The organism is Ruegeria sp. BHSC037, from assembly GCF_059613045.1.
In genome coordinates, this window is the sequence record NZ_JBXWRT010000002.1 from 61,867 (window position 1) to 85,763 (window position 23,897).

Below are 23,897 nucleotides of genomic sequence, written 5' to 3' on the forward strand. Positions count from 1 at the left end.
AACGGTGTCGCAGCATAAGCCTGCGAAAGATGCGGGTAAATTGCGCCATTGTCATTGTTTTCCTGTAGCTGCTTCTTTTATTAGGGGCCAATCCAACGGACGGGGCAGCGCATGACCACAGGCAATGACGAAATCGTGATCGACCAGCCCCGCGACGAAGATGCCTACGCGCTGGATCGCAACACCGTGGCGGCAATCCTGCAGGCTGTCGAGGACGGAGACCGCGATCGGCTGGTCGAGCTGATGGAGCCGCTGCACGCAGCCGACATCGCCGACCTTCTGGAACAGATCAGCCCCCATGACCGCTCGCAGCTTCTGCATCTGTATGACCGCGAGTTCGACGGCGATATACTGTCCGAGCTGGACGAATCCGTGCGTGAAGAGGTCATCGCCGAATTGCGGCCCGACGTGCTGGCCGAGGCCGTCCGTGAGCTGGAAAGCGACGATGTGGTCGATCTGCTGGAAGACCTCGAACAATCGCAGCAAGAGGCCGTTCTGGAGGCGCTCGAACACTCGGAACGGATTGCGGCGCAAAAGGCGTTGTCCTACCCCGAACACTCGGCCGGCCGCCTCATGCAGCGCGAAGTGGTTATGGTGCCCGAACACTGGACTGTGGGGCAGACCATCGACTTCATGCGCGCGCACGAGGATCTGCCGGACCAGTTCTATCATGTCGTGCTGGTCGATCCGCGGCTCAAGCCGGTGGGGCAGGTCACGCTGGGCCGGTTGATGGCGGCGCGGCGCGATACGCCGCTGCGCGACATCGCCGAGGAAGAATTCCACATCATCCCGCTAACCCAGGACGAAGAAGATGTCGCCTATGCCTTCAAGCAGTACCACCTGATCTCGGCGCCGGTGGTCGATGATGACGGGCGGCTGGTCGGGGTCATCACCATCGACGACGCGATGGAGGTTCTGGACGACGAGCACGAGGAAGACATGCTGCGCATGGCCGGCGTGGATGAGGACTCGAGCCTGTCTGACACCATTCTCGAGACGGCGCGCGGGCGGGCGACCTGGCTGTTCGTCAACCTGCTGACTGCGATCTTTGCGTCGCTGGTGATCAACATGTTCGCGGAAACCATCGACCAGATGGTCGCGCTGGCGGTACTGATGCCGATCGTCGCGTCGATGGGCGGCAATGCCGGCACCCAGACGATGACGGTGACCGTAAGGGCCATCGCCACCCGCGACCTGACAGCGAATAACGCCCTTCGTGTTCTGTTCCGCGAGATTTCGGTGGGCGCGTTGAACGGCCTGTTTTTCGGATTGCTGATGGCAGTCGTTGCGAGCTTTTGGTTTGGTATCCCGATGCTGGCGGCGGTCATCGGTCTGGCGATGGTGCTGACGCTGGTGGCGGCGGCGCTGGGCGGCATTCTGATCCCGCTGGCGCTGGACCGTCTGAACATCGACCCGGCCTTGGCTTCGGGGCCGTTCGTCACCACGGTGACCGATGTGGTCGGGTTCTTCGTGTTTTTGGGTCTTGCCGCGCAGGTGCTGCTGTGACCGGGTTGGCCGAGATCAAGGCCGCGGCGCGCAAGGCCGCCTTTGCCCGGCGCAAGGCTGCATTCGATACTCGTCCGCCGGGCACGGCCGGCCGCCTGTCCGAGGTGCTGGCGGGGTATCGCGGCGTGCCCCTGTCAGGCTACATGCCGATCCGCACCGAGATCGACCCGCTGCCCGCCATGGCCGAGGCCGCGGCCTATGGGCCGGTCGGCGTTCCGGTTATCCAAGGGGCCGGGCAGCCGTTGCAATTTTCGCGCTGGACACCGGACGGTCCGCTGAAGGACGGCCCGTTCGGTGCGAAGGTGCCCGAGGTCGATGACTATTTCGATCCCGAGATCGTGATCGTACCCCTGGTGGCCTTCGATGCCCGTGGCGGGCGGCTGGGTTATGGCGGCGGGTTCTATGACCGGACGCTTCAGCGGTTGCGTGCCCGGCGCGCGACCTTGGCGATCGGTTTCGCCTTTGACGCGCAAGAGGCCGACAATCTTCCGTTGGAACCCACCGATCAGCCCCTGGACATGGTCGTCACCGAGAGCCGGGTTCTGAGTTTTCGAACCTAGTTCTCGAAATGGGCACGCAGATAGTCCCAGGCATCGACTTCGGTTCCGTCCGCCAGCACGCAGACACCGTATTCCGAGCCGTCGGCGTTCTTTCGAACGTGATAATCGCCGCCGTTTTCTATGCAGAAGGTGGCCGCCGGATTGGCCATCGTGGTTTTGGTCTGCGCCTGGGCGAAGGTTGCAACAAGAACTATGGTTGCCGTCACAATAAGTTTTTTCAATGATACCTCCCGAGGTTGCAAATCAATGAGGGCACGTTTGCACGTTTCTGAAATATTGCAAGCTGGTGATGGTCGGGCTTTTACACGGTTCCGCCTTGTTATTGCCGTCTGCTGCGCCTAGGACCGCGATATGAGAATTCTGTTTTTGGGCGACGTCATGGGGCGCGCTGGTCGAACCGCCATCAAGACCCATCTTCCACGCCTGCGCGAGGAATGGCGGCTGGATTTCGTCGTGGTCAATGGCGAGAACGCCTCGAACGGCATGGGCCTGACTGGCGACCATGCCAAGCTGTTGCTGGACTCTGGCGCCGATTGCGTCACGCTGGGCGATCATGCCTTCGACCAGAAGGACATGCTGCAATTCATCGAAAGCGAACCGCGCGTCGTGCGGCCGGTGAACTTTGCCAAGGGCGCGCCAGGGCGGGGCCACCGCCTGTTCACCGCACCCGGCGGCCGCAAGGTTCTGGTGGTTCAGGTGCTGGGGCAAGTCTTCATGAAACGGCCTTTCGACGATCCGTTTTCGGCCGTTGAACCGATCCTCAAATCGCACCCGCGCGGCGGGCAGGCGCAGGCCGTCATCGTCGACATGCATTGCGAGGCGACCTCGGAAAAGATGGCCATGGGGCATTACTGCGACAAACGCGCCAGCCTTGTGGTGGGCACCCATACGCATGTGCCCACGGCCGACGCGCAGATCCTGCCGGGCGGTACCGCCTATCTGACCGATGCAGGCATGTGCGGCGACTATGACTCGGTGATCGGCATGGACAAGCAGGAACCGATGCGGCGGTTCATCACAGGCATGCCCAAGGCCCGGTTCACCCCCGCCAATGGCGAGGCCACGCTGAGCGGCGTTTTCGTGGAAACCGATGACCGGGACGGCCAGGCGAAATCGGTCTGCATGGTGCGTGTGGGCGGGCGGCTGCAACAGGCCGGGCCGTGATCGCATGGCGGGCTTGCCCTGTCCGCTGCAATGCTGGAAACTGTGGCTCAGGCACGGTGGCCGGTTAAGGGTTCGGACAGAAGACCACGAATGAATCTCCTTACTTTGTCAGAAACAGGCAGCGCGATTCTGGCGCTGCTGGTCGTCGCGGGCATGTTCATCATGTTCCTGCGCGAGGTCTACCCGGCCGAGGTCGTCGCCATCGGCGGCGTTTCGGTGATGCTGGTCACCGGGATCCTGCCGTATCAGAATGCGCTGGCCGTACTTTCCAACCCTGCGCCGTGGACTATTGCGGCCATGTTCATCATCATGGGCGCGCTGGTGCGCACAGGGGCTTTGGACGCTTTTACAGTGACCGCGCAGAAACAGGCCCAGGTCAACCCTCGCATCGCGATCGGATTGCTGATGACATTCGTGGTGCTGGCCTCGGCCGTGGTGTCGAACACGCCGGTCGTGGTGGTGATGATCCCGGTCTTCGTCCAGATTGCGCGCACGCTGAACGTGGCTCCGTCCAAGCTGCTGATCCCGCTCAGCTATGCGGCAATTTTGGGCGGCACGCTGACCCTGATCGGCACCTCGACCAACCTGCTGGTCGATGGTGTCGCGCGGGCGCAGGGTCTGCAGCCCTTCACGATCTTCGAGGTCACGCCCCTGGGCATCATCCTGGTGATCTACGGTATGGTCTACCTGCGGTTCATCGCGCCCCGGCTGCTGCCGGACCGCGACAGCATGGCCAGCCTTCTCAGCGACCGGTCCAAGATGAAATTCTTTACCGAGGCGGTCATCCCCCCCGACAGCAACCTGATCGGGCGCGAAGTGACCGGCGTGCAGTTGTTCAAACGCCCCGGCGTGCGGCTGATCGACGTGATCCGCGGCGACGAGTCGCTGCGGCGCAACCTTCAAGGTGTCACCCTGCAGGTCGGCGACCGGGTGGTGTTGCGCACCCAGATGACGGAACTGTTGAGCCTGCAGCGCAACAAGGAGCTCAAGCGCGTCGATCAGGTCTCGGCGGTCGAAACGCGCACCGTCGAGGTTCTGATCACGCCGGGCTGCCGGATGGTGGGGCGCACGCTGGGCGCGCTCCGGCTGCGCCGCCGCTACGGTGTCTATGTGCTGGCGGTGCATCGACGGAACCAGAATATTAGCGGTCAACTGGACGACCTCATCGTCCGGGTGGGTGACACGCTGCTGCTGGAAGGCGCGCCGGCCGATATTCAACGTCTGGCAGCCGACATGGACATGGTTGATGTCACTCAGCCGTCAGCGCGTGCATTCCGGCGTGGACATGCGCCGATTGCGATCGCCGCATTGCTGGGGATCGTGCTGCTGGCGGCGTTTGGGGTCGCGCCCATCCTGTTGCTGTCGATCCTCGCTGTTGCACTGGTTCTGCTGACCGGCTGCATCGACGCGGACGAAGCGTTCTCGTTTGTCGAAGGCCGTCTGCTGGCGCTGATATTCGCCATGCTGGCCATCGGGGCCGCGCTGGACAGTTCGGGCGCGGTTTCGCTGATTGCGAATGCGATTGCCCCGTCCTTTGCCAAACTGCCGCCCTTCCTGATCGTCTGGGCCGTCTACCTGCTGACCTCGGTTCTGACCGAGCTGGTCTCGAACAACGCCGTGGCGGTCGTGGTCACGCCGATTGCCATCGGTCTGGCGCAGGCGGTGGGGGTCGATCCGCGCCCGCTGGTGGTGGCGGTGATGGTCGCGGCGTCGGCCTCGTTCGCCACACCGATCGGGTATCAGACCAACATGATGGTCTATGGCCCCGGCGGGTACCGTTTCACGGACTTCATGAAGGTCGGGATTCCGCTGAACCTGACGGTCGGGCTGCTGGCCTCGTTGATCATCCCGTTTCTCTGGCCGCTTTGAGGTTTGGCGTTATTTCGCCGTTTCTGGACAGCTAGGCTTGCAAACGGCTGCGGCGCCACGATCTTCTAGACAGGAAACCGGCGACGAGGGGATCGAAGAATGAAAATCGCACATACCCTTCTGGCGGGCGCTGCGTTGTGGGCTGTCGTTCTGAGCGCTGCCCAGGCCGGGACCGTCGAGGGAACCGCCACCTACCGCGAACGGATCGCCGTTCCGCCGGGGGCGACCCTGTTCGTCGAGCTGCAGGATGTGTCGCGGGCCGATGCGCCCGCCGTTACTCTTGCCGCGCAACGCTATGCGTTGACGGGCGTGCCTGCGCAGTTCGAGTTGACTTATGACGACGCGTTGATTCAAGACCGACATCGCTATGTGGTGCGGGCCTCGGTGCATCAGGACGGCAAGCTGCTGTTCACCACCGATACCGCTTACCCGGTTCTGACCAATGATGCCGGAAACTCGGTCGATCTGGTTATGGTCAAGGTTCAGGAACGGGGCGCGGCGATGCTTGAGAACACGCAGTGGATCGCAACCGAGGTGAACGGCGTTGCGCTGGACACCGAGAAACGCCCGCACATTACCTTTACCGAGGGCGGAGCCTTTGGGGGAACGGGCGGCTGCAACCGGTTCAGCGGACAGGCCGAGATATCGGGCGAGTCGATTTCCTTCCCCGACAACATGGCCGCAACTCTGATGGCCTGCCCGCCGCCGCTGGACGAGGTTGAGCGGGAGTTCCTTGCCGCCCTGCCAAAGGTCGCAAGCTTTGTTCAGCGCGGGGACACGCTGGTTCTGCTTGATGCGACAGGCGAGCCGGTTCTGCAGTTCCGCCGCGACCAATAGTGCCCAAGGGCCGTCAGGCGACGGCCCGCGACCGTCCCGCGTTGCGCCCCGAGAAGATGCAGCCGCCCAGGAACGTGCCCTCCAGCGCGTTGTACCCGTGGTAGCCGCCGCCTCCGAAGCCTGCGACCTCTCCGGCCGCGAACAGGCCGGGCACCACCTTGCCGCCCGCACCGATCATCTGACTGTCCAGATTGGTCTGCAAACCGCCCAGCGTCTTGCGGGTCAGCACATGCAGCTTGACCGCGATCAGCGGGCCGTTTTTCGGATCAAGGAACTTGTGCGGTTTGGCGGTGCGGATCAGCTTGTCACCGCGATAGTTCCGCGCCGCCAGGATCGCCATCATCTGAGCATCTTTCGAGAACGGATTGTCCACCTGTGAGTCGCGGGCTTCGATCTGGGCGCGCAGATGCGCCTCGTCGATCAGGCCACCGCCCAGATGGTTCATCCCGTTCACCAGCTCGGTCAGCGTGTTGGCAACGACGAAATCCTCGCCCTTTTCCTTGAACGCTTCGACCGGCCCGGTGGCCTTCGACCCCGACAGGACGCGCTGGCGGATGACCTCCTTCCAACTGCCCGAGGTGAAATCGGGGTTCTGTTCAGACCCGGACAGGGCAAATTCCTTTTTGATGACCTTCTGGGTCAGGACGAACCAGCTGTATTCATAGCCGGTCTTCAGAATTTCGCGCAGAGTGCCCAGGGTATCGAACCCGGGCAGGCAGGGGGGCCGCAGCCGGTTGCCGCGCGCATCGAACCACATGGAACTGGGGCCGGGCAGGATGCGGATGCCATGCTCGGGCCAGATCGGGTCCCAGTTGCGCACGCCTTCGGTGTAATGCCACATGCGGTCGCCGTTGATGACGTGCCCGCCGGCCTTTTCGCTGATGGCGATCATTCGACCGTCTACGTGGAAAGGCACACCCGCCACCATGTCCTGGGGCGGTTCGCCCAGACGGTCGCGGGGCCAATTCTGGCGCACCATCTCGAAATTGCCGCCGATCCCGCCGGAGGTGACGATGACCGACGGGGCGTAGACTTCAAACTCGCCAATCTCGTCGCGATTGGTCCTGGCGCCGCGCGGGGCGGTGTCATCGGCCAGAACCTCGCCCGAGACGCCCTTGGCCTCGCCGTTCTGCATGATGATGTGGCTGACCTGATGACGGAACTTCAACTGGACCAGGCCGGCGCTGACATGGTCGCGGACCCGGCGGATGAAATGCTCCAGCACGCCCGGGCCGGTGCCCCAGGTGATGTGGAACCGTGGGACCGAGTTGCCGTGACCATCGGCATAGGACCCGCCGCGTTCCGCCCAGCCGACCACAGGAAACCAGCGCAGGCCCATCTGGTGCAGCCAAGGGCGCATTTCGCCGGCGGCGAATTCGACATAAGCCTCGGCCCATTTGCGGGGCCAGGCGTCCTGGTCCCGGTCGAACTGGGCGCTGCCCATCCAGTCGCGCAGGGCCAGGTCGCGGCTGTCGCGGATTCCCATGCGGCGCTGCTCGGGGGTGTCGACCATGAACAGACCGCCCAGGCTCCAGAAAGCCTGACCGCCCAGGAAATGCTCGGGTTCCTGGTCCAGCACGATCACCTTTTTGCCGCGGTCACCCAGTTCGGCCGCCGCGGCCAGCCCGGCCAACCCGCCGCCCACCACGATCGCATCAGCAGTGTTTTCGGTCATGCTCTGTCCTTTCAGCGGTGGCGGTACCAGGCGATGAACGGGATCGCGACGGCGTACATGGTGATCCCATAGACGGCCGAGGGCAGGGCCAGCGGGCTGAAGCCGCTTTCGGTTCCGGTGATCAGAGCCGCCAGCGTAATGCCCAGGGTCGAGTTCTGGATGCCGGTTTCGATCGAGATGGTCTTGGCCTCATTCCACGACAGTTTCGCCGCCCGCGCCAGCCCCAATCCGATCAGCAGCAGCGCGAGGTTCAGCGAGATCAACCCGGCGCCCATGATGCCCAGATTGTCGACGAAAAGCTGCCAGTTTCCAGCCAGCGCAGCAATCACGATCAGCACGAACAGGATGGTGGCCAGTTTCGAAAGGGGGCCGTCGATCCGGTTGGCAAAACCGGTTGCAAAATGGCGCAGGCCAACGCCGATGGCGACGGGCAGTGTAGTGATCAGGAACATCGCCAGCGCCAGACCGCTGATCGACACTTCAGGTGCGTCCTCGCCCATGAAGTGGTCGATCGACCAGGCCGCCAGAACCGGCACCGTGACGATCGACAGCAGGCTGATCACCGCCGTCAGGCTGACCGACAGCGCCACATCGGCCTTCGCCAGTTTCGACAGGATGTTACTGGTGACGCCGCCCGGGCAAAAGCTGAGCAGCATGAACCCGACCGCAATTGCCGGCGGCAGCGCGAACATCTTGACCGTGACGAAGGCCGCGACCGGCAGCAGAACGATCTGGCAGACCGCGCCGATCGCAAATGGATAGCGCCGGTTGATCACGCGCCGGAAATCTGCCGCCTCAAGCCCGATGCCCAGAGACAGCATGATGATGGCCAGCGAAACCGGCAGGCCCACGTTGATAAGAAGATCCAAAACAACCCCTCCCAAAGTCGTTTCGGACCAACCTAAGCGTGCGGTCCCCGGTCAGGCAACCGCGCCGTTGGGTCACCCGTAGCGCTGGGCGAAACGGCGCAGGATTTCGCCGGGCTGCGTGACCTCGGCGGCATGGCAGCGGTCGATCAGCAGTTGGGCGTCCTCGGGGCGGAAATAGCCGTGATCCTTGTAGATGTGGATGCGCTGTTCAAAGTCTTTGGCGTCGGCTTCGGGGTGAAACTGTGTGGCATAGACATTCTGGCCCCAGCGGATCATCTGGAACGGGCAGGGATCCGACGCAACCAGGTGCACGCAGCCCTCTGGCAGGGCCTGCACCGCCTCTTTGTGGCCGACGAAGGCATCAAAGTCGGGCTCTAGACCGGCGGTCAGCGGGTCGCGGGCGCCATCTTCGGTCAGGTGGCAGCGCGACGGGCCGACCGGCTCGCCATAACGGTCCTTGCTGACCGGTGCGCCCAGATGCGCGGCCAGAATGCCCAGGCCATAGCAACAGCCCATGAACGGATGATCGCGCGCCGTGATCTGCGGCATCAGTCCCATGATCGCGCCCTCGATCCGGGCATCCATTTGCGATTTGCTGGCCGGGTCGTCGCTGACGCAGCCCGGTCCGCCACCAACGATCACACCAGCATAGTCGGTGACGTCCAGCGCCTCGGGCAAGGCCTCGCAATCCAGACGGATGCGGTGGGTGCGCTCGGGCGTCAGCCCGGACCGGTTCAGGATCGAAACATATTCGGCGTCCGAGGCATCGGTTTCGGGGCGCAGCTGCAGGATCAGAAAGCATTTCATGCGCTGCCCTTAGCGCGCGGTCCGGCGGTCACGCAAGCCCTCACAGCGGCCAGAACACAAGGATCGCCGGGACCGAAACCGCCACGATCAGAATTTCCAGGGGCAGGCCCATGCGCCAATAGTCGCCAAAGTGATAGCCGCCGGGCCCCAGGACCAGAGTGTTGTTCTTGTGTCCGATCGGTGTGAGGAATGCCGCCGAGGCGGCCACCGCCACCGTCATCAGGAAGGGATCGGGCGAAACCTCGAGCGTGCGCGCCATCTGGATGCCCACCGGCGCGGCCACGATGGCGGTTGCGGTGTTGTTCAGCACGTCCGACAGCGTCATGGTCACGACCATCAAAACCGTCAGAATAGCCCAAGCCGGCAGGCCGTCGGTCAGTTGAACCAGCGCATTCGCGATCAGTTCCGTCCCGCCCGAGCTTTCCAGCGCGCTGCCCAGCGGGATCATCGAGCCCAGCAGAACCACGACCGGCCACTCGATCTGATTGTAGATCTCGGAGATCGGGATGATCTTGGTCAGCACATAGGCGATCACCACAAGCCCCAGCGCGATGGGCAGGTAGATCAGCCCGATGCTGGCGGCCAGAACGGCAGCGGCGAACAGGCCGATGGCCAGCCATGCCTTGTCATTGGCGGTTACGTTCAGGCCGCGTTGGGCCAGAGGCAGGCAGCCCAGCCACTCGGTCACGTCCGCGCCTCGGTCGCGCGGGCACAGCAGCAGCAGAATGTCGCCCGGCTGCACCTCGGTCTTGCGGACCTGTTCGGTGATGCGCCGACCTTGGCGGGAAATGCCCATCAGGATCGTGTTCTGCCGCCAGGCCAGCCCCAACCCCTGTGCGGTACGACCCGCGATGCGGGCGCTTTCGGGTACGACGACTTCGATCACTTCCAACCCGTCGCCGGCAGCCGTTAGCAGCTCTTGCCGGCGGGCATCCGAGAAATCCAGGTTCAGCGCGGCGCGGAATTCATCCAGCGCCTCGGGGCTGGCTTCCAGCACCAGCGCGTCGCCTTCCTGAAGGATCGCGTTTGCCGCGCGGCCATAGCGGCGTTTGCCGTCCCGGATCAGGCCGATGATGGCGACGTCGGATTTCTCGGCCATCTCGTCCAACTCGGCGACGCGCTTGCCGATATGAGGCGACCCGGCCGGGACCGTCAGTTCAGCGATGTACTCCGCCAGCGTCTCCGAACTCTCGGTCTGTTCGCCGCGGTTTGGGATCAGCCGCCAGCCGATCAGGGCGACGAAGGCCAGACCTGCGATGGCCGCCAGCCCGCCAACAGGGGCGAAATCAAACATCTGGAACGGCTCGCCCAGGGTCTCCTGCCGGATTGACGCGATGATGATGTTGGGCGGTGTGCCGATCAATGTGGCCATGCCGCCCAGAATGGTGGCAAAGCTCAGCGGCATCAGCGACAGACCAACGGGGCGCCCGGCTTTGCGCGCGGTCTGAATATCGACAGGCATCAACAGAGCAAGCGCCGCCACGTTGTTCATGAAGGCGGACAGAACGGCTCCGATCCCGCCCATCAGAGCGATATGCGCACCCAGGCTCCGCGAGGCATCGACCAGCGTGCGGGTGATCAGGAACACCGCCCCCGACCGCACCAGCCCGGCCGAGACCACAAGCACCAGCGCCACGATGATCGTGGCCGGATGGCCGAAGCCGGCAAAGGCGCCTTCAACCGGTACAACGCCCAGGATCACGCCGACCATCAAGGCGGCGAAGGCCACGAGGTCATAGCGGAACCGGCCCCACAACAGCAGACCGAATACGGTAATGAACAGTGCAAAGAGAATGATCTGATCCGTTGCCATTCGGCCACCATAGCGGCGCCGGACCGACGGGCAAGTGGGTGTCTTGATCCTTTGCCCCGCAAACGTCTATATGTGCGCCGAATACCCAATCACGATTACGAGGACGCAACATGGCAGGCCATTCCAAATGGGCCAACATCCAGCACCGCAAGGGGCGCCAGGACGCCGCGCGGTCCAAGCTGTTTTCCAAGCTGTCGAAAGAGATAACCGTGGCCGCCAAGATGGGCGATCCCGATCCGGAAAAGAACCCGCGTCTGCGTCTGGCCGTGAAAGAAGCGAAATCGCAGTCGATGCCCAAGGACAACATCGAACGCGCGATCAAGAAGGCCACCGGTGGCGATGCCGAGGCCTATGAGGAAATCCGCTATGAGGGCTACGGCCCCAACGGTGTCGCGGTCATCGTCGAAACCATGACCGACAACAAAAACCGAACCGCATCGAACGTGCGCTCGACCTTCGCCAAGAACGGCGGCAACCTGGGCGAGACCGGCTCGGTCGGCTTCATGTTCGAGCGCAAAGGCGAGGTGGTTTATCCGGCGTCCGCGGGCGATGCCGACACCATTTTCGAGGCCGCCATCGAGGCCGGCGCAGAAGATGTCGAAAGCTCGGAAGACGGCCACATCATCTGGTGCGCCGACACCGACCTGAACGAAGTCGCCAATGCACTTGAAGCGACGTTGGGTGAATCGGAATCGACGAAGTTGGTCTGGAAGCCGACCACCACGACCGAGCTGGGGCTGGAGGACATGCAGCGCCTGATGAAGCTGGTCGAGGCGCTGGAAGACGATGATGACGTGCAGCGCGTCACCACCAATTTCGAAGCCTCTGACGAGGTGATGGCGCAGCTCTGACGCCACCGCATCACGTTGCCAGAAAACCCGGCCCTTGGGCCGGGTTTTCAGTTCAGAACCTGCTTTGCAGCCTGTTGCACGGCGCGGGTCAGCGGGGTCAGCGCCGGTGCCAGAATACGCCCGACCTGCCAGGTCAGCGGCACGTCCAGCGGGGCGTCCGGCTCGATCTCGCACAGGCGGCCGTCGGCAATGGCGGACCGTACCAGAGGTTCCGGGTTCATTCCCCAACCCAGACCGGCGGCAGCCGCCGTAACAAAGCCGCTCGACGAAGGCAGAAAATGGGTCGGTGGCGACAGGCGCTTGCCGGTCCGGGTCTCGATCCATGCCTTTTGCAGCATGTCCTTGTGGTTGAAGGTCAGGCAAGGCGCGCGAGAGAGGCTGTGCGGCGTCACACCGTCTGCGAACCAGCGCGCGATGAAGGCCGGGCTGGCCGTGGGCAGGTACCGGAGCGCTCCCAACGGCGTTGCCGCGCAGCCGGGCACCGTCTGGCCGCCCACCGTGATAGCCGCGCTGACCTCGCCGCGCCGCAGCCATTCGGCCGAGTGGTCCTGGTCGTCGATCTCCAAATCAAACAGCATTCCGTCCACCGCCGCCATGGCCTCGATGAAAAAGGCCGACAGGCTGTCGGCCGGGACGGCGATGCGGACCCGGGCCGGGCCGTGCCCTGCATCCAGGGCCAACTCACGCCGCAGTTGCGCTTCGAGCAGACCGATATCCTCGGCATGTCTGGCCAGTCTTTGCCCGGCCTCGGTGCCCGTGCAAGGAGTTCCGCGTCGGATCAGGGACAACCCGATCCGATCTTCCAGCGCCTTGATCCGTTGCGAGATCGCCGAAGGGGTGACCCCCAGTTCATCGGCCGCGGCCTCGAAGCTGCCCCGCCGCAGAATGGCCGCAAGCGCCGCCAGGTGATTCCGGTCGATTTCCATTAGAAGTTCTAATTTAAAATTAGCATCTTTAATTTGATAAAAGGCCACTCGGGCTGTAGTCAACACCTGCGACACAGGAGGTTCCATGACGGCATCCATGTTTTCGGGCTTTGCGCTGGGCTTCAGCCTGATCCTGGCCATCGGCGCGCAGAACGCGTTCGTGCTGCGCCAGGGGCTGCGGCGCGAACACGTCTTTGCCCTGTGCCTGACCTGTGCCATCTCGGATGCGATCCTGATCGCCGCCGGTGTTGCGGGCTTTGGCAGCCTTGCGCAGGCCGCACCCTGGTTCGAGCCCATGATGCGTTATGGCGGTGCGCTGTTTCTGACGTGGTACGGGCTGCGCAGCTTGGCTTCGGCCTGGCGTGGCGGAGCGGCACTGGAACTGGCCGAGGGACAGCGCACCAGCCTGCGGGCGGCACTGCTGACGGTTTTGGCCTTCACCTGGCTGAACCCGCATGTCTATCTGGATACGGTGGTGCTGATCGGGTCGATTTCGGCACAATATCCCGACCGGCTGGGGTTCGCGGTGGGGGCGATGTCGGCCAGCTTCGTGTTTTTCTTTTCGTTGGGATACGGGGCGCGGGTGCTTTCGCCAATTTTCGCCCGCCCGCGGGCGTGGCAGGTCCTGGACCTGCTGATTGGGTTGGTGATGCTGGCCATCGCGTGGAAACTGGTGGCGATGTAAGGGCTTGTTCCCCAGCGGCTTTCGGTGTTCAACCAAATCCATGACAGCTCTCGCCGCCCAATCCCGGCCCCTGGCCGGCATGTTCTGGATGTTCACTGCCGGCCTGTCCTTTGTCGGGATGACCGCCCTGGTCAAATCGCTGGGCACCACGATGGACCCGATCCAGGCCGCCTTCCTGCGCTATGCGTTGGGTCTCGTGTTCCTGCTGCCGGCCGCGCGGGCCATCCTGACGACCCGACTGAACCGCCGCAACCTGACGCTGTTTTCGGTCCGAGGCGCCATCCATGCGGTGGGCGTGATGCTGTGGTTCTTTGCCATGACCCGCATCCCGCTGGCCGAGGTGACGGCCATGAACTATCTTACCCCGGTCTATGTGACGCTGGGTGCCGCGCTTTTTCTGGGCGAAACCATGGCCTTTCGCCGCATCGCCGCCGTGCTGGTGGCCATCATCGGGGCCGCGATCATCCTGCGGCCGGGATTTCGCGAGATTTCCGCAGGCCACCTGGCCATGCTGGGCACCTCGCTGATGCTAGGGGGGTCATACCTGCTGGCCAAGGCGATGGTGCGGGATGTGCGGCCCTCGGTCGTGGTGGCACATCTGTCGATCTGGACGACGATCTTCCTGATCCCTTTTGCGATCGCAGTCTGGACGCCGCCCAGCCTTCGTGACATCGGCGTGCTGTTCCTGATCGCCAGCTTTGCCACGGCCGGGCATTACTTCATGACACTGGCCCTGCAGGCCGCACCCGTCGCCGTAACTCAGCCGGTCACCTTCCTGCAGTTGATCTGGGCCACCCTGCTGGGCGCGCTGGTCTTTCACGAAGGTGTGGATATCTGGGTGGTCGCTGGCGGCACCTTGATCCTGGGGGCGGTCAGTTTTATCACTTGGCGCGAGGCCGTGCTGAACCGCAGCGGCTTGACGCCGCCCAGCCTTGCGCCCAAGCTTTGACGGTGGTCGCCTTCCCGTTATTGATTGACGAGTCAATAAAAAGATCTTAGCGTTTTTCCGACATGGGTCATGTTGGGGGCGCGTATGCCGAAGCTTGGAATGGAGCCGATCCGGCGCGATGCGATCGTCAGGGCGACGATCGCCGAGTTGGGCGCGAAGAAATCGCTGGATGTGACCGTCAGCCAGATTGCCAAGCGGGCCGGCATGTCCAGTGCGTTGGCGCATCACTATTTCGGCGGAAAAGACCAGATATTCCTGGCCGCCATGCGCCGCATCCTGGGTGATTTCGGCGCCGAGGCCCGGTCGGAGCTGAAATCCGCCCCGCCGGACCAACGCGCCCAGGCCATTATCCGCGCCTGTTTTGCGCCGTCCTGCTTTACCCCCGACGTGATCGCCGCGTGGATGACCTTTTACGTTCTGGCTCAAACCAACGATGACGCGCTGCGCCTGTGGCAGATCTATCAGGCACGGATCCGGTCGAACCTGATCCATGCTTTGCGCCCGTTGATGAGGGACCCGGTCGAGGCGGCCGAGAACATGATCGCCCTGATCGACGGTCTGTACATCCGCGCCGCTCTTTCCGCGCCCGAGGAACCGCAACTGGCCGTTTCCCACGCCATGCGCGTCCTGACGACCTTGCTCGAGGCCGAAAAATGACACAACCCAACATTCTGATCCTGATGGTGGATCAGCTCAACGGAACCCTCTTTCCCGACGGTCCCGCCGAGTGGCTGCACGCGCCCAACCTCAAAAAACTGGCGGACCGATCAACGCGGTTTGCCAACGCTTACACGGCCTCGCCGCTGTGCGCGCCGGGGCGGGCCAGCTTCATGTCCGGCCAGTTGCCCTCGCGCACCGGGGTCTATGACAACGCGGCCGAGTTCCGCAGCGACATTCCCACCTATGCCCATCACTTGCGCCGCGCGGGATACTACACCTGCCTGTCGGGCAAGATGCATTTCGTTGGCCCCGACCAACTGCACGGGTTCGAGGACCGCCTGACCACCGACATCTATCCGGCCGATTTCGGATGGACCCCGGATTACCGCAAACCGGGCGAGCGCATCGACTGGTGGTACCACAACATGGGCTCGGTCACCGGGGCCGGCGTGGCCGAGATCACCAACCAGATGGAGTATGACGACGAGGTCGCATATCACGCCAAGGCCAAGCTGTATGATTTGGCCCGTGGCAAGGATGACCGTCCATGGTGCGTGACCGTCAGCTTCACGCATCCGCATGACCCCTATGTTGCGCGGCGAAAGTACTGGGACCTGTACGAGGATTGCGAGCACCTGCTGCCGCAGGTCCCGGATCTGGGCTACGACAACCAAGACCCGCACGCCAAGCGCATATTCGACGCCAATGACTGGCGCAGTTTCGACATCAGCGAAGAGGATATCCGCCGCTCGCGCCGCGCCTATTTCGCCAACATCACCTATCTGGACGACAAGATCGGAGAGATCCTCGATGTGCTGGAAACCACCCGGCAAGAGGCGATCATCCTCTTCGTCTCCGACCACGGCGACATGCTGGGCGAGCGGGGCCTGTGGTTCAAGATGAACTTCTACGAAGGCTCGGCCCGGGTGCCGCTGATGATCTCGGCGCCGGGCCTGCCGGCCGGCCGCATCGACGCCCCGGTTTCGACGATCGACGTGGCCCCGACGCTGGGCGAACTGGCGGGTGTGGACATGGCGGAGATCGCTCCGTGGACGGATGGCGAAAGCCTGGTGCCGCTGGCCAATGGCACCGAGCGGACGGCGCCGGTGCTGATGGAATACGCCGCCGAGGCGTCCTATGCACCCTTGGTGTCGATGCGCTCTGGCAAGTGGAAATACAACCGCTGCGCGCTGGACCCCGAACAGCTCTTCGACCTCGAGGCCGACCCGCACGAGTTGGAAAACCTGGCCGGCAAGCCCGAACACGCCGGCACGTTGCAAACCTTGCGGGCCAAGTCAGAGGCGCGCTGGGATCTGGACCGGTTCGACGCCGACGTGCGCGCCAGCCAGGCGCGGCGCTGGGTCGTGTACGAGGCGCTGCGGCAGGGCGGCTATTACCCGTGGGATTATCAACCGCTGCAGAAAGCGTCGGAACGCTACATGCGCAACCACATGAATCTGGACAACCTCGAGGAAAGCCAACGCTTTCCGCGCGGCGAATGACCTCTTTCAAGATTTGAAGAAAAACCCACTGGTGGCAACGCACGGGACATCCCGCGCCACCGGTCGGGGCCAATGGAGACACGACCATGGAAGCAGATTTCGTCATCGTCGGCGCCGGATCCGCCGGATGTGCGATGGCCTATCGTCTGAGCGAGGCGGGGGCCTCGGTATTGGTGATCGAGCATGGCGGCACCGATGCCGGGCCGTTCATTCAGATGCCGGCTGCGCTCAGCTATCCGATGAACATGTCGATCTATGACTGGGGCTATCAGTCCGAGCCCGAACCCTACCTGAACAACCGGCGGCTGGCCTGCCCGCGCGGCAAGGTGATCGGAGGGTCGTCCTCGATCAACGGGATGGTCTATGTGCGCGGCCATGCGCGCGACTTTGATACCTGGGCCGATATGGGCGCAGATGGCTGGTCCTTTGCGGATGTTCTGCCTTATTTCAAACGGATGGAGAGCTGGCACGACGGCGGTCACGGCGGTGACCCGAAATGGCGCGGCAGCGACGGCCCGCTTCATGTGTCACGGGGGCCGCGCAAGAACCCTCTGTTCAATGCCTTCGTCGAGGCCGGGCGGCAGGCGGGCTACGAGCTGACCGATGACTACAACGGCGAGAAACAGGAAGGTTTCGGCCCGATGGAGCAGACCGTCTGGAAGGGGCGGCGCTGGTCGGCGGCCAATGCCTATCTGAAGCCCGCGCTGAAACGCCCGAACTGCGATATCGTACGGGGCCTCGCCACACGCGTGGTGATCGAGGATGGCCGCGCAACCGGGGTCGAACTGATCCGTGGTGGCCGCACGCAGATCGTGCGCGCCCGGCGCGAGGTGGTGCTGGCGGCCTCGTCGATCAACTCGCCCAAGCTTCTGATGCTGTCGGGGATCGGACCGGCTGCGCATCTTGCCGAGCACGGCATCGACGTGGTCGCCGACCGGCCCGGCGTGGGCGCGAACCTGCAGGATCACTTGGAACTGTATATCCAGCAGGCCTCGCTGCAGCCGATCACGCTGTACAAGTACTGGAACCTGTTCGGCAAGGGCCTGATCGGGGCGCAATGGCTGTTTACCAAGACCGGCCTTGGCGCGTCGAACCAATTTGAAAGCGCGGCGTTCATCCGCTCGAGGCCAGGGATCGAGTATCCGGATATCCAGTACCACTTCTTGCCCATCGCCGTGCGCTATGACGGCAAGGCCGCAGCCGAGGGGCATGGCTTCCAGGCGCATGTGGGGCCGATGCGCTCACCCTCGCGCGGGGCGGTGACGCTGCGCTCGGCCAAGCCCGAGGACGCGCCGGTGATCCGCTTCAACTACATGAGCACCGAGCAGGACTGGGAGGATTTCCGTACCTGCATCCGCCTGACCCGCGAGATTTTCGGGCAGGACGCGTTCAAGCCTTATGCGGGCAAGGAGATCCAGCCCGGCGCTGACGTGCAGACCGACGAAGAACTGAACGCCTTCATCGCCGAACATGCCGAAAGCGCCTATCACCCCTGCGGCACCTGTCGCATGGGGCGGGCCGACGACCCGAACGCGGTCGTCGACCCGCAGGGCCGCGTCATCGGGGTGGATGGGCTGCGCGTGGCGGACAGCTCGATCTTTCCGCAGATTACCAACGGCAACCTGAACGCGCCGTCGATCATGGTGGGCGAAAAGATGTCGGATCATTTGCTGGGCAAAGACCCGCTGCCCCGGGCCAATGACCGGCCTTGGATCCACCCGAACTGGCAGACCGCGCAGCGTTAACCTTTCGTAGCAGCATGGGTTGAATGTCCGGCACCGGCCGGGCATATCGTGCCCATGTTAAGAATTTGTTTAGCATTTGTTCTTTTTGCTGCGACTGCGAATGCCGCTGACATGCTGACGGGCCGTATCAAGGTCATTGATGCCGATACGTGGGACGTGGGCGGCTTGCGTGTCCGCCTGCACGGGATCGACGCGCCTGAACTCGACCAGACCTGCGAGGACCCAAGCGGAGCGATCTGGTCTTGCGGCGCTTGGGTCACGCATGTGGTCCGGCAGAATTTCGGCGACATGCAAGCGGTCTGCATGCGGCGCGATACCGACCTCTATGGCCGGGTCGTCGCGTCTTGCACGGTGCAGGGCGCCGATGCCGGCGCAATGTTGGTGCAGGCTGGTCTGGCCTTCGCCTATCGAAAATACTCGGTTGACTACATCGCCGACGAAAACCGTGCCGCCGCCGCGGGGGTCGGCCTGCACGCCGGAACGGTGCAGGCGCCCTGGTTGTACCGCGGGCAAAAGCGCAAGGTCGCCAGCAAGGGCTGCGACATCAAGGGCATTATTTCATCCAAGGGCGTGCGAATCTATCACATGCCCGGACAAAGGCATTATGCGCGCACCAGGATCAGCCTGGCAAAGGGCGAACGCTGGTTCTGCTCACCCGCAGAAGCGCGCGCGGCCGGATGGCGCGCTGCGCGGCAGTGAAAAAGTCTGCCAGACAATCCGCATCTTGATCCGCGTCAAAGATGAGTCTGATCAGAGGCTTTAGACGTTGATGGCAATATCAAGACAAGGAGCGAAAACATATGTCACATACGCCACATGAACTGGCCGAAGAATTTCCCGACAAGGTCAAGTTGATGAGCCAGCTCAAACAGTCGGACGCGCATTTCGCCCGACTGGCGGATGAATACCATGAGGTCAACCGGGCGGTGCATCGCGCCGAAACCAATATCGAACCGATGGAGGAACTGGCCGAAACCGAGTTGCGCAAGAAACGCGCCGCGCTGAAGGACGAGATTTGGGCGATCCTGTCCAAGGCCACGGCCTGACACCGCGCGGGGCGGGTGACCGACCCGCCCCTCGTATTTTCATGTCACCTCGTAGGGCAGAGTGCCGCGGCTGTTCGCGTCGATTGTCAGGCGCCGTTCCAGCGGCGGCACCGACCGTTGGTGGCACGTCTTGCGTTCGCAGATCCGGCAGGAAATGCCGATCGGCTCATAGGCGCTGGCATTGTTGATGTCGAGATGATCGGCATAGACCAACGCCTCGGCGTGGCGCACCTCGCATCCCAGCGCGATGGCATAGCGCCGCACCGGCGCGCCGAAGGACCCCCCTGATTTCGACACGTCCCGCGCCAGCGAGATATAGCGCACCCCGTCCGGCGTTTCGGCCAGCTGCCGCAGGAAATGGCCCGGAGTCTCGAAGGCCCGGTGCACGTTCCACAGCGGGCAGGCCCCGCCGAACCGCGCAAATTGCAGCCGCGTGGCCGAGTGGCGCTTGGTGATCGTTCCCGCCTGATCGACCCGCACGAAGAAGAACGGAATGCCCTTGGCGCCCGGACGCTGCAGCGTGGACAAACGGTGGGCCACCTGCTCGATCGAGGCGCCGAACCTGTTGCTGAGCAATTCCAGATCGTGCCGATAGTCCCTGGCAGCGTTCAGAAAAGCGCCATAGGGCATCAGGGATGCGCCAGCAAAGTAGTTCGCCAGCCCGATCTTGGCGATTGCGCGGGCCTCGCCGCTTTGGAACTTGGCAAAATCCAACGTGGCCTCCAGCAGCTTGTCCTGGCTGATCAGGGCGACCTGAAGCAACAACTGAAAGACCTGCGTCTGCGGCGCCGCACGCGATGACAGGCGCAGGGTCTTGGTCTGACCGTCATAGCTGCGCAGGGCCCGGATATCCTCGAATGTGACCTGAATGCCGCGCTCTGCGAGGCTTTCCAGCGCGGCCTGCCGAATGCCGCCAGGTCCGTCGGCTCGGGCGGCAAAGCGTTCAGCAGCGCGGTCCACCGCATCGATGTAATTGTCGCAATAGTGGAAGAAATCGCGAACTTCCTCCCAGGGGCTGGCCTGAATGCGCGCGTCCTCGCGGCCCAGTGCTTCGTCCAGCGAGGCCAGCCGTTCGTGGGTCTGCCTGTAGGCTCTGTGCAGTTCGATGAAGGCCCGCGCCAGGGCCGGGGCGTTAGAGGCCGTCAGGCGCAGATCGGCCAGCGGTGGCGTGGCATCGGCAAAGACCGGATCGGCCAGCGCCTCGCGCATGTCCGAGACCAGACGCTCGCTGTCGCCGGTGCTCAACTCGGTCACGTCCATGCCGAATTCCTGCGCCAGCGCCAGAACGACGGTGGTCGAGATCGGCCGGTTGTTGTTCTCCATCTGGTTCAGGTAGGGCAGGGACACGCCCAGCTTGGCGGCGAATTCCTTTTGCGTCAGGGTCAGGCGTGTGCGCATTTCGCGCAGCTTGGCGCCAGCATAGAGTTTCTGAGTGGCCATTGGGTGCCTTTGCAATTATTCTGTTTGGCCAGCCTAACTTTGCAAAGCGCGCCTCGCAAGTCTCTCACAAGCCGATTTGCCTTTCGCGCCAGATGACCGAACTGATGGCGATGATGGCGAGGACCGAGGTGGCGAGCATCAGCCAAAGCAGAGGCATCGCGCCGGTTTCATGCGTCAGCAGGGCTCCAGCCAGCGCGCTGAGTGCCGCCCCGCCGCCCAGCATGATCGCTCCGCTCAACCCCGAGGCGGTGGCCGCCAGGTGTGGGCGCACCGACAGGGCGCCGGCGGTTGCGTTCGGGATGGACATGCCATTGCCGAGGCCTACGAAGGTCATGAAGCCAAAGAAGCTGAGCGCCGAGCCTTTGTCCAAAAGGAACAGGCCCGCCGAAAGGGCGACCCCGATGGCATTCAGCCAGCACCCCCAGCGCACCATCCGGTTGACACCAAAGCGGACCGAGAAGCGCCCACTGATGAAGTTGCCGAAGAAATAGCCCACCGCCGGTGCGCCGAAATAGATGCCGACCTGGGCTGCCGTCAGGCCGAATAGTTCCGACCCGATAAAAGGTGCGCCCCCCAGATAGGCAAAGAACGCCCCCGAGGAGAATGCCGAGGACAGCGAATACCCCCAAAAGCGGGGCGACATCAGCAGTTCGGGATACTCTCGGAACTGCTGGAGCAGGGTTTTTCCGCTTTTGGCCGAAGTTTCCCCGAAATCCAAATAGGTCAGCCCGAGCGCCAGCGCCGCTAGCCCGAACGGCAACCAGAAATTGGCTTTCCAGCCAAAACTCTCTTCGAGAATGCCGCCGATGGCCGGCCCGATCATGGGGACCACGGCCATGCCCATGGTGACATAACCGATCATCGAGGCGGCCTGATCCTGATCGTACATGTCCCGTACTGCAGCCCGGCTGAGCACGATGCCGACCACGATGACCGCCTGTGCCATGCGAAAGGTCAGGAAGGTCTCGACATTCGGGGCATAGATGCACCCAAGCGTCGCCAGCAGAAACAGCGCCAACCCCCACAGCAGCACCGGCCGCCGACCGGCCTTGTCCGCGATCGGTCCGATCACGATCTGCAGCACCGCATTGACCAGCAGGTACAGCGCGATCGACAACTGCATGATCTTGTAGTCCGCCCGGAAATACTCTGCCATGAAGGGCAGGCTGGGCAGGAAAAGGTTCATGCTGAGCGCACTAAGGCCGGACAGCAGGACCAGTGTCGCAAGTGTCGGAGGGGAACGATCAGCGGAGGTAGATCTGAACTGCATGGTTCACTCTTAGATCGAAGGTCGCGCAAAGGCCATGCCGCACTGGTGAGGTTAGCCAATTTGCAATTTAGTTGCCACGCATTGTCAATGGTTTGCAAATTTGCCGAAAAGGGCTTTGGGTGACGCAGAGCTGTCTATATTGTCCCTGCAAAATTCACAGGGGACGATCGAGATGAAGGATATCCTGGCCGAGCTGGAAAACCGCCGCGAGAACGCGCGCCTGGGAGGGGGGCAGAAGCGGATCGACGCGCAGCATGCCCGCGGCAAGCTGACGGCACGCGAACGGATCGAGCTGCTGCTGGACGAAGGCAGCTTTGAGGAATTCGACATGTTCGTGACCCACCGCTGCACCGATTTCGGTATGGAAAAACAAAAACCTGCCGGAGATGGCGTCGTCACCGGCTGGGGTACGATCAATGGCCGCATGGTCTATGTGTTCAGCCAGGACTTTACCGTGTTCGGCGGGTCTCTGTCGGAAACGCATGCGCAGAAGATCTGCAAGATCATGGATATGGCGATGCAGAACGGCGCGCCGGTGATCGGCATCAACGACTCGGGCGGAGCGCGAATCCAGGAAGGTGTCGCCTCGCTGGCGGGCTATGCCGAGGTGTTCCAGCGCAATATCATGGCCTCTGGCGTAGTGCCGCAGATCTCGGTGATCATGGGGCCCTGCGCCGGTGGCGCGGTCTACAGCCCGGCGATGACCGACTTCATCTTCATGGTCAAGGACACCTCGTACATGTTCGTGACCGGCCCCGACGTGGTGAAAACTGTCACCAACGAGGTCGTCACCGCCGAGGAATTGGGCGGTGCGTCGACGCACACCAAGAAGTCCAGCGTGGCCGACGGCGCTTTCGAGAACGATGTCGAGGCGCTGGCCGAGGTGCGCCGTCTGGTGGACTTCCTGCCGCTGAACAACCGCGACAAGCCCCCGGTTCGCCCCTTCTTCGACGAGCCGGACCGCGTCGAGATGTCGTTGGACACCTTGGTGCCGGAAAATCCCAACACGCCCTATGACATGAAGGAACTGATCGTCAAAGTGGCGGACGAGGGCGATTTCTACGAAATCCAGGAGGATTTCGCCAAGAACATCATCACCGGCTTCATCCGGCTTGAGGGGCAGACCGTGGGCGTGGTGGCCAACCAGCCGATGGTGCTGGCCGGCTGTCTGGACATCGACAGCAGCCGCAAGGCCGCGCGATTCGTGCGCTTCTGCGACTGTTTCGAGATCCCGATCCTGACCTTCGTCGACGTTCCGGGCTTTTTGCCCGGCACCAGCCAGGAATATGGCGGGGTCATCAAGCATGGCGCCAAGCTGCTGTTTGCTTATGGCGAGGCGACCGTTCCCAAAGTGACCGTGATCACCCGCAAGGCCTATGGAGGTGCCTACGACGTGATGGCGTCGAAACACCTGCGTGGCGACTTCAACTATGCGTGGCCCACCGCCGAGATCGCGGTGATGGGGGCCAAGGGCGCCACCGAAATCATTCACCGCGCCGATCTGGGCGACCCAGAAAAGATCGCGCAGCACACCAAGGATTACGAGGATCGCTTTGCCAATCCTTTCGTGGCGGCCGAGCGTGGCTTCATTGACGAGGTGATCATGCCGCATTCGACCCGCCGTCGGGTGTCACGGGCCTTTGCCAGCCTGCGCAACAAGCAGCTGAAAAACCCGTGGAAAAAACACGACAACATTCCGTTGTAGGTTGCGGGGCGCAAGCCC

Annotated in this window: 22 protein-coding genes; 14 read left to right on the plus strand and 8 right to left on the minus strand. The window is 63.1% G+C overall.

Features of this window, described 5'->3' with window-relative positions:
• The first annotated feature begins 111 nt into the window (after nucleotides 1–111).
• Nucleotides 112–1,506, plus strand: a complete 1,395-nt coding sequence (mgtE, locus tag AC2FMN_RS02120) for a magnesium transporter (protein WP_496685861.1) — start codon at nucleotides 112–114, stop codon at nucleotides 1,504–1,506.
• The gene (locus AC2FMN_RS02125) at nucleotides 1,503–2,066 is read left to right on the plus strand and encodes a 5-formyltetrahydrofolate cyclo-ligase (RefSeq protein WP_496678704.1); all 564 of its coding nucleotides are present in this window, start codon (nucleotides 1,503–1,505) and stop codon (nucleotides 2,064–2,066) included. The genes mgtE and AC2FMN_RS02125 overlap by 4 nt, the downstream gene beginning before the upstream one ends.
• Here AC2FMN_RS02125 and AC2FMN_RS02130 read toward each other — a convergent pair.
• A complete protein-coding gene (locus AC2FMN_RS02130) occupies nucleotides 2,063–2,287 on the minus strand; it encodes a putative hemolysin (RefSeq protein ID WP_496685863.1) in 225 nt (74 codons plus the stop codon). The genes AC2FMN_RS02125 and AC2FMN_RS02130 overlap by 4 nt on opposite strands.
• A gap of 130 nt (nucleotides 2,288–2,417) precedes the next feature.
• Here AC2FMN_RS02130 and AC2FMN_RS02135 point away from each other — a divergent pair, with 130 nt between their 5' ends.
• From AC2FMN_RS02135 to AC2FMN_RS02145, 3 genes are all read left to right on the plus strand, one after another.
• The gene (locus AC2FMN_RS02135) at nucleotides 2,418–3,230 is read left to right on the plus strand and encodes a TIGR00282 family metallophosphoesterase (protein WP_496685866.1); all 813 of its coding nucleotides are present in this window, start codon (nucleotides 2,418–2,420) and stop codon (nucleotides 3,228–3,230) included.
• A gap of 90 nt (nucleotides 3,231–3,320) precedes the next feature.
• On the plus strand, nucleotides 3,321–5,099 hold the full coding sequence (locus AC2FMN_RS02140; protein WP_496685868.1) for an SLC13 family permease: 1,779 nt from the start codon (nucleotides 3,321–3,323) through the stop codon (nucleotides 5,097–5,099).
• 99 nt (nucleotides 5,100–5,198) lie between these two features.
• Nucleotides 5,199–5,936 (plus strand): YbaY family lipoprotein, encoded by a 738-nt coding sequence (locus tag AC2FMN_RS02145; protein WP_496685871.1) that lies wholly within the window; start codon nucleotides 5,199–5,201, stop codon nucleotides 5,934–5,936.
• 13 nt (nucleotides 5,937–5,949) lie between these two features.
• Here AC2FMN_RS02145 and AC2FMN_RS02150 read toward each other — a convergent pair whose 3' ends face one another.
• From AC2FMN_RS02150 to AC2FMN_RS02165, 4 genes are all read right to left on the minus strand, one after another.
• Nucleotides 5,950–7,611, minus strand: coding sequence for an FAD-binding dehydrogenase (locus AC2FMN_RS02150; RefSeq protein ID WP_496685874.1), 1,662 nt, complete (start codon nucleotides 7,609–7,611; stop codon nucleotides 5,950–5,952).
• An 11-nt stretch (nucleotides 7,612–7,622) separates the two neighbouring features.
• Nucleotides 7,623–8,480 carry a bile acid:sodium symporter family protein gene (locus AC2FMN_RS02155; protein WP_496678712.1) on the minus strand — a complete coding sequence of 286 codons (858 nt, stop codon included), beginning with the start codon at nucleotides 8,478–8,480 and terminating at the stop codon, nucleotides 7,623–7,625.
• Between the two features lie 72 nt (nucleotides 8,481–8,552).
• Nucleotides 8,553–9,287: a glutamine amidotransferase gene (locus AC2FMN_RS02160; protein ID WP_496685877.1), complete on the minus strand. Its 735-nt coding sequence runs from the start codon at nucleotides 9,285–9,287 to the stop codon at nucleotides 8,553–8,555.
• A 40-nt stretch (nucleotides 9,288–9,327) separates the two neighbouring features.
• Complete coding sequence (locus AC2FMN_RS02165; protein ID WP_496685879.1) at nucleotides 9,328–11,100, minus strand: SLC13 family permease; 1,773 nt, start codon at nucleotides 11,098–11,100, stop codon at nucleotides 9,328–9,330.
• A 110-nt stretch (nucleotides 11,101–11,210) separates the two neighbouring features.
• Between AC2FMN_RS02165 and AC2FMN_RS02170 the strand changes: the two genes are divergently transcribed.
• Nucleotides 11,211–11,951, plus strand: coding sequence for a YebC/PmpR family DNA-binding transcriptional regulator (locus AC2FMN_RS02170; protein ID WP_496678717.1), 741 nt, complete (start codon nucleotides 11,211–11,213; stop codon nucleotides 11,949–11,951).
• Nucleotides 11,952–11,998: 47 nt separating this feature from the next.
• On the opposite strand, the gene AC2FMN_RS02175 is transcribed toward AC2FMN_RS02170, so the two are convergent.
• Nucleotides 11,999–12,877 carry a LysR family transcriptional regulator ArgP gene (locus AC2FMN_RS02175; RefSeq protein ID WP_496678719.1) on the minus strand — a complete coding sequence of 293 codons (879 nt, stop codon included), beginning with the start codon at nucleotides 12,875–12,877 and terminating at the stop codon, nucleotides 11,999–12,001.
• 85 nt (nucleotides 12,878–12,962) lie between these two features.
• On the opposite strand from AC2FMN_RS02175, the gene AC2FMN_RS02180 reads away from it, so the two are divergent.
• The 7 genes from AC2FMN_RS02180 (at nucleotide 12,963) to AC2FMN_RS02210 (ending at nucleotide 19,464) form a co-directional block, all read left to right on the plus strand.
• Nucleotides 12,963–13,562, plus strand: a complete 600-nt coding sequence (locus AC2FMN_RS02180; RefSeq protein WP_496685882.1) for a LysE/ArgO family amino acid transporter — start codon at nucleotides 12,963–12,965, stop codon at nucleotides 13,560–13,562.
• Nucleotides 13,563–13,602: 40 nt separating this feature from the next.
• Nucleotides 13,603–14,511, plus strand: a complete 909-nt coding sequence (locus AC2FMN_RS02185) for a DMT family transporter (protein WP_496685883.1) — start codon at nucleotides 13,603–13,605, stop codon at nucleotides 14,509–14,511.
• A gap of 84 nt (nucleotides 14,512–14,595) precedes the next feature.
• On the plus strand, nucleotides 14,596–15,168 hold the full coding sequence (betI, locus tag AC2FMN_RS02190) for a choline-binding transcriptional repressor BetI (protein WP_496678724.1): 573 nt from the start codon (nucleotides 14,596–14,598) through the stop codon (nucleotides 15,166–15,168).
• The gene (betC, locus tag AC2FMN_RS02195; RefSeq protein WP_496685885.1) at nucleotides 15,165–16,673 is read left to right on the plus strand and encodes a choline-sulfatase; all 1,509 of its coding nucleotides are present in this window, start codon (nucleotides 15,165–15,167) and stop codon (nucleotides 16,671–16,673) included. Before betI ends, betC begins: the two co-directional genes overlap by 4 nt.
• 86 nt (nucleotides 16,674–16,759) lie before the next feature.
• Nucleotides 16,760–18,418, plus strand: coding sequence for a choline dehydrogenase (gene betA / locus AC2FMN_RS02200; RefSeq protein WP_496685888.1), 1,659 nt, complete (start codon nucleotides 16,760–16,762; stop codon nucleotides 18,416–18,418).
• A 111-nt stretch (nucleotides 18,419–18,529) separates the two neighbouring features.
• The gene (locus AC2FMN_RS02205; RefSeq protein ID WP_496685891.1) at nucleotides 18,530–19,117 is read left to right on the plus strand and encodes a thermonuclease family protein; all 588 of its coding nucleotides are present in this window, start codon (nucleotides 18,530–18,532) and stop codon (nucleotides 19,115–19,117) included.
• Nucleotides 19,118–19,218: 101 nt separating this feature from the next.
• Nucleotides 19,219–19,464 carry an HP1242/YdcH family protein gene (locus tag AC2FMN_RS02210; RefSeq protein ID WP_496678730.1) on the plus strand — a complete coding sequence of 82 codons (246 nt, stop codon included), beginning with the start codon at nucleotides 19,219–19,221 and terminating at the stop codon, nucleotides 19,462–19,464.
• A 39-nt stretch (nucleotides 19,465–19,503) separates the two neighbouring features.
• Here the strand turns inward: AC2FMN_RS02210 and AC2FMN_RS02215 are convergent, their stop codons facing one another.
• Nucleotides 19,504–20,904: a helix-turn-helix domain-containing protein gene (locus tag AC2FMN_RS02215; RefSeq protein WP_496678732.1), complete on the minus strand. Its 1,401-nt coding sequence runs from the start codon at nucleotides 20,902–20,904 to the stop codon at nucleotides 19,504–19,506.
• A 64-nt stretch (nucleotides 20,905–20,968) separates the two neighbouring features.
• Nucleotides 20,969–22,174 carry a multidrug effflux MFS transporter gene (locus AC2FMN_RS02220; protein ID WP_496678733.1) on the minus strand — a complete coding sequence of 402 codons (1,206 nt, stop codon included), beginning with the start codon at nucleotides 22,172–22,174 and terminating at the stop codon, nucleotides 20,969–20,971.
• Between the two features lie 172 nt (nucleotides 22,175–22,346).
• Between AC2FMN_RS02220 and AC2FMN_RS02225 the strand changes: the two genes are divergently transcribed.
• Complete coding sequence (locus tag AC2FMN_RS02225) at nucleotides 22,347–23,879, plus strand: acyl-CoA carboxylase subunit beta (RefSeq protein WP_496678735.1); 1,533 nt, start codon at nucleotides 22,347–22,349, stop codon at nucleotides 23,877–23,879.
• Nucleotides 23,880–23,897: the final 18 nt, after the last annotated feature.

What these genes read in the sequence shown, in the direction of transcription:
- mgtE (WP_496685861.1), top strand. Translation starts at nt 112, where the DNA reads ATGACCACAGGCAATGACGAAATCGTGATCGACCAGCCCCGCGACGAA.
- AC2FMN_RS02135 (WP_496685866.1), top strand. Translation starts at nt 2,418, where the DNA reads ATGAGAATTCTGTTTTTGGGCGACGTCATGGGGCGCGCTGGTCGAACC.
- AC2FMN_RS02140 (WP_496685868.1), top strand. Translation starts at nt 3,321, where the DNA reads ATGAATCTCCTTACTTTGTCAGAAACAGGCAGCGCGATTCTGGCGCTG.
- AC2FMN_RS02145 (WP_496685871.1), top strand. Translation starts at nt 5,199, where the DNA reads ATGAAAATCGCACATACCCTTCTGGCGGGCGCTGCGTTGTGGGCTGTC.
- AC2FMN_RS02150 (WP_496685874.1), bottom strand. Translation starts at nt 7,611, where the DNA reads ATGACCGAAAACACTGCTGATGCGATCGTGGTGGGCGGCGGGTTGGCC.
- AC2FMN_RS02160 (WP_496685877.1), bottom strand. Translation starts at nt 9,287, where the DNA reads ATGAAATGCTTTCTGATCCTGCAGCTGCGCCCCGAAACCGATGCCTCG.
- AC2FMN_RS02165 (WP_496685879.1), bottom strand. Translation starts at nt 11,100, where the DNA reads ATGGCAACGGATCAGATCATTCTCTTTGCACTGTTCATTACCGTATTC.
- AC2FMN_RS02170 (WP_496678717.1), top strand. Translation starts at nt 11,211, where the DNA reads ATGGCAGGCCATTCCAAATGGGCCAACATCCAGCACCGCAAGGGGCGC.
- AC2FMN_RS02175 (WP_496678719.1), bottom strand. Translation starts at nt 12,877, where the DNA reads ATGGAAATCGACCGGAATCACCTGGCGGCGCTTGCGGCCATTCTGCGG.
- AC2FMN_RS02180 (WP_496685882.1), top strand. Translation starts at nt 12,963, where the DNA reads ATGACGGCATCCATGTTTTCGGGCTTTGCGCTGGGCTTCAGCCTGATC.
- AC2FMN_RS02185 (WP_496685883.1), top strand. Translation starts at nt 13,603, where the DNA reads ATGACAGCTCTCGCCGCCCAATCCCGGCCCCTGGCCGGCATGTTCTGG.
- betI (WP_496678724.1), top strand. Translation starts at nt 14,596, where the DNA reads ATGCCGAAGCTTGGAATGGAGCCGATCCGGCGCGATGCGATCGTCAGG.
- betC (WP_496685885.1), top strand. Translation starts at nt 15,165, where the DNA reads ATGACACAACCCAACATTCTGATCCTGATGGTGGATCAGCTCAACGGA.
- betA (WP_496685888.1), top strand. Translation starts at nt 16,760, where the DNA reads ATGGAAGCAGATTTCGTCATCGTCGGCGCCGGATCCGCCGGATGTGCG.
- AC2FMN_RS02205 (WP_496685891.1), top strand. Translation starts at nt 18,530, where the DNA reads ATGCTGACGGGCCGTATCAAGGTCATTGATGCCGATACGTGGGACGTG.
- AC2FMN_RS02210 (WP_496678730.1), top strand. Translation starts at nt 19,219, where the DNA reads ATGTCACATACGCCACATGAACTGGCCGAAGAATTTCCCGACAAGGTC.
- AC2FMN_RS02215 (WP_496678732.1), bottom strand. Translation starts at nt 20,904, where the DNA reads ATGGCCACTCAGAAACTCTATGCTGGCGCCAAGCTGCGCGAAATGCGC.
- AC2FMN_RS02220 (WP_496678733.1), bottom strand. Translation starts at nt 22,174, where the DNA reads ATGCAGTTCAGATCTACCTCCGCTGATCGTTCCCCTCCGACACTTGCG.
- AC2FMN_RS02225 (WP_496678735.1), top strand. Translation starts at nt 22,347, where the DNA reads ATGAAGGATATCCTGGCCGAGCTGGAAAACCGCCGCGAGAACGCGCGC.